Source organism: Piscirickettsia litoralis (genome assembly GCF_001720395.1).
Lineage (GTDB): Bacteria > Pseudomonadota > Gammaproteobacteria > Piscirickettsiales > Piscirickettsiaceae > Piscirickettsia > Piscirickettsia litoralis.
In genome coordinates, this window is record NZ_MDTU01000001.1 from 361,942 (window position 1) to 366,404 (window position 4,463).

Consider the following 4,463-nt stretch of genomic DNA (forward strand, 5'->3'; position numbering starts at 1 on the left):
TGACTTATTTACAACTTGGCAGATAAAATATATTGAAGCGAGAATAGACACAAGAAATCATGCGTCTATTGCTTTAATTAAATCTCTAGGATTTGCCTATCAAAAAGTATCACGAAAATGCGGATTATTTTAAAGGAGAAATCAGTCATGAATATTCTTATATTTTATCTATCTAAAACACATCCGCTTTTATTTAAATAAGTAGTCTCTCAAGAAGAACAGCTTAATACAAGCTTCTTACCCCACTCAGGCACAGCTGTAGCATAATGTTCATATTCAGGTTGCTCAGCGTAAGGCTGGCTTAAACAATTCATAAGGTTATTCACTTCTGAAAAGTCACCCTGCTCAGCTTTTTCTATCGCAGTATCCATCAAATAGGTTCTTAGGATATATTTTGGATTCACTGCAAGCATAGCCTGACCGCTATCCGCCATTGATAGATTTTGCTGCTTAATCAACTTTTCATAGGCATTTAACCATAATTTACTTTTTTCACACTCTCTCGAGCTCTGTGTGATTTTTTTAAGATCAAAATCATCATTAGCAACAGCATGACTTAATGCTCTAAAAAAATGGTGATAATCTGCTTTTAACTCCTCTAAAACGGTCAGCCCTGCGAGCATTAATTCTTGTGACTCTCGATTAATTTCAGCGATGCCAAAACGCGCAGCTAATTTAGTAAAATATGTTTGGGAAAATACCAGCTCATAGTGCTTTAGTGCAAAAACAATATCATCATGAGCGATTAATGGTGAAAGCGCATGAGCCAAAGCATTTAAATTCCACAGACCAACATCTGCCTGCTGATTAAAAGCATAGCGACCTGCATGATCTGAGTGATTGCAAATAAACCCTGGAATATAATCATCTAAAAACGCATAGGGGCCATAATCAAAAGTTTCACCTAGAATCGACATATTATCCGTATTCATCACACCATGATTAAAACCATACACTTGCCATAGTGCAATTAATGTTGCTGTACGCCGAACTATATTTAGTAATAATTTAGCATAGGGATTTTCTTCTTTTAAACACTCTGGATAATAATCTTGAATCACATGATCTGCCAACTGCTTTAAACAATCATGCTGATCCGTATAAAAAAAGTACTCGAAACTACCAAAACGAATAAGGGATGGAGTTGCTCTAATGAGTAAAGCACCAGACTCAGGCCGCTCACGATAAACAGCTTCGTCACTGCTCATCACAGCCAAGGCCCTTGTTGTTGGAATACCCAAGTGGAAAAGAGCTTCTGAGGCTAAATACTCACGAATACTCGAACGCAATACCGCACGGCCATCTCCTTGCCGAGAGTATTTGGTCTGTCCAGAGCCTTTAAGTTGTAATTGCCAACGCTCTTGATCGTTATTTTTAATCTCACCGAGCAAAATAGCACGGCCATCGCCTAAACGCGGCACGTATATACCAAACTGATGGCCACTGTAAACCATCGATAAATAGTCTGCCTGCTGCCACAATTTCTCACCATTAAAATAAGGCAAACATTGTGATAAACCTTGACTATCAAAACCAAATTCCTGACAGAGCTTGTCATTACTGTGCACAAGCTGAATATTTTTTAAAAGGGCTAATTGTTTCTTTATGATAAAAACGATTACCCAACTGGCTAAATCGAGAAGTTAAAAGTTTCACAGTATATATGCCATGTTTAAATAATACCCGACTATAAATTTTTTTTTGAAAAAACCGATACCTTCCATTTTAGTCTCGCCTACGACGACGAATATAAATGGTTTTCTCTATCTGAGCAACAATATCACCTTGTCCATCAATAATATCAACCGGCAAGGTCAACAAATACTTCTCTCCTGATTCAGCATGTTCTTTCACGTTATCTAAAATTTCATCATTGAGTTTGAAATTTGCACATACCGTTCCAACGCCTGGCTTTAAATAAGTAATTTGAGCCGACTGGTCTAAAATTTTATATTGAGAGCCTAGAATGCGCACCAGCATCAATACATAAAAAGGGTCTGTCATGCTGTACAGGCTGCCACCAAAATGAATGCCGACATAGTTTTTATTATAAAAGCGCAACTTCATACTGACACGCATTTCACGAAAATCACTGGCAATATGATCAATGTGAATTCCTGTTCCCCAATAAGGCGGCCATAGCCTAAATAAATAAGGCAAAACCTTTGGGTGCATAAGGCCCGCAGCAACTTTTTTCTTCATAAACAGCTTAACCCACTCAAATGTAATATATTACTCTAACATTAACGACTTTCAATTTAACCATAATTGACAGATCGTTCTATTATATTACACTCAAAGATAAGGTTAAGATACTAGTAAAACTTCCTAACGTTTACTCACCCAGCCTTTTAGTTTCGTGAATGAACAGCAATAAGGGAAATACACCTAAGCCGATTAAAATCAGGCCAAGTGTGGAAACTTGATACGATGAAAGTAAGGCAATAAATACGGTGATTAGCCCAGTAATCAACATCTGTAAACTGCCGTAAACCGCACCTGCAGTCCCTGCTATCTTTTCAAAAGGCATAAAGGCACCAACCACAGCGTTCGGCAAGATAAAAGCAGCGCCTAATGTTGCTGTAGCCGTCAAAAGCACCATCACCCCTAATTCACTGATAGAAAACAAATAAACTACATTAAAAAATAGCCCACTTATAGTAATTATCCCCATACCCAAACCCATTATGCTTTTCATCGAAAAACGAGTGACTAGCACACTGTTGACGATCATCCCTAAAAACATGCCGAGCATCGAAACTGCCGCCCAAACACCATACTGAGAAGTCGACAAGTTAAATAATTTAAAAAATAAGTAAGGATTTATTATTGCTAACACCACTATCGTCGATAGCGCACACGCTGATGCCGTCACATTGAGCCAAAATACTTTTGAAGTTAATACTTGCTGATACATTGATACACTATGACGAAATGTTAAATGCGACGAATGGCTTTTATTTAAAAAAACTCGCCGATGCTGATTTAAGTTCGTCTCTGGTAAAAAAATCAAAATTAAAGCCAACAAAGCAGTAGCGAACAGCAACAATAGGATAAAGATCGCTGAAAAGCCGTATAATTCTTGAACAAAACCTCCTAATATCGGTGCCATCGCAGGAGTTAAGCCAATGAAAGCCGCCACATAGGAACCGATTCGAGCTATTTCTACTCCCGAAAATAAATCCCTTAACAAGACTCTTGATAATACTGCCGTTGCACCTGCACCAATACCCTGAATCGTCCGACCCATTAACAAAAAATCGATAGAAATGGCATAAAAACAGATGACAGACCCCAGAATAAAGCCAAGTAACCCTATAATCATAATGGGCTTACGACCATAATAATCGGACAACAATCCAGCCAGTAATTGCGTTGAACTTAACCCTATCAAAAACACAGTCATCGAGAGTTGAATTTGTGTGTGGGATGCATGAAAAACTAAGATCAACATCGGTAACACTGGCGCATAAATGTCTGTCGGCAATAAACCCAGCATCGCCGCCATGATCATAATAACGATCGTTATAAAATGAGAGTTTCTAAATACTAATGCCACCACGTAAAATCTCGCCTTAAGATAACTTGCCTGTTGATCATAGAAGCTCTAGAATCATTTATGAAATGGATTATTTGGATATCAATCATTGATTATTTAAATGATTGAATATTTATTGTTAATAACAAACAGTTGCACGGTTATTCACCATGACAGATCTCAGCAGAATCAACTTAAACCTCATCGTCGCTTTAGATGCCTTGATTACAGAAAAGCATGTCACTCGTGCCGGAGAACGGATTCATATTAGCCAATCAGCCATGAGTGCTATACTTGCTCAATTGCGCTTACTCTTTAATGATCCACTTCTAGTACGCGATGGCAAAGCGATGACAATCACACCCAAAGCAGCTGCATTACAGCCAAAAATCAAGCAAGTTCTACAACAAATTAACCAATTGGTTGCTCCAACTGAATTTAATCCAAAGACATCAACACGTACTTTCTACATCGGCATGTCTGATTATGCCGAGTTTATAGTCTTACCTAAATTACTCCCTTTATTGAGCATTGAAGCACCCGGGATTCGCCTAAAAATAAAACACCTAAATGGCTTAGACCGCAAAGAACCTTTTATCGAAAAACAACTTGATTTAGGCATAGGTGTCACTTTTGACAAGAAATCAGAAGCACTCGATTCTGAAGCCCTCTTTATTGACAGAACCGCTTGCTTAGCAGACAAAGATCACCCACTCATGCAGCGGCCTTTACAATTAGATGAGTATTTACAGGCTCAACATATGGTTGTTGTTTTTCCAGAAGCCCCCTTTCAAAGTCGGATTGATACTCGGTTAAAGCAACTAGGCCACCAGCGCAACGCCATTATTACTTTATCTCATATGTTACCTGCCCTACATGCATTAAAAAATACGCCCTATTTACTGACAACAACCACATTAATCGC

At 38.3% G+C, this 4,463-nt stretch carries 4 protein-coding genes; 1 reads left to right on the forward strand and 3 read right to left on the reverse strand.

The genetic code is table 11. From position 1 onward, the window contains the following. Window positions 1-209 precede the first annotated feature (209 nt). From BGC07_RS01660 to BGC07_RS01670, 3 genes are all read right to left on the reverse strand, one after another. Complete coding sequence (locus tag BGC07_RS01660) at window positions 210-1,619, reverse strand: protein adenylyltransferase SelO (protein ID WP_077216694.1); 1,410 nt, start codon at window positions 1,617-1,619, stop codon at window positions 210-212. Between the two features lie 106 nt (window positions 1,620-1,725). Beyond that, window positions 1,726-2,202 (reverse strand): DUF4442 domain-containing protein, encoded by a 477-nt coding sequence (locus tag BGC07_RS01665; RefSeq protein WP_069311706.1) that lies wholly within the window; start codon window positions 2,200-2,202, stop codon window positions 1,726-1,728. Between the two features lie 133 nt (window positions 2,203-2,335). After that, a complete protein-coding gene (locus BGC07_RS01670) occupies window positions 2,336-3,562 on the reverse strand; it encodes a Bcr/CflA family efflux MFS transporter (protein WP_069311707.1) in 1,227 nt (408 codons plus the stop codon). A gap of 146 nt (window positions 3,563-3,708) precedes the next feature. Between BGC07_RS01670 and BGC07_RS01675 the strand changes: the two genes are divergently transcribed. Beyond that, window positions 3,709-4,463: LysR family transcriptional regulator (locus BGC07_RS01675; RefSeq protein ID WP_069311708.1), on the forward strand; the 755-nt coding region annotated here is incomplete at its 3' end.

What these genes read in the sequence shown, in the direction of transcription:
- BGC07_RS01665 (WP_069311706.1), bottom strand. Translation starts at nt 2,202, where the DNA reads ATGAAGAAAAAAGTTGCTGCGGGCCTTATGCACCCAAAGGTTTTGCCT.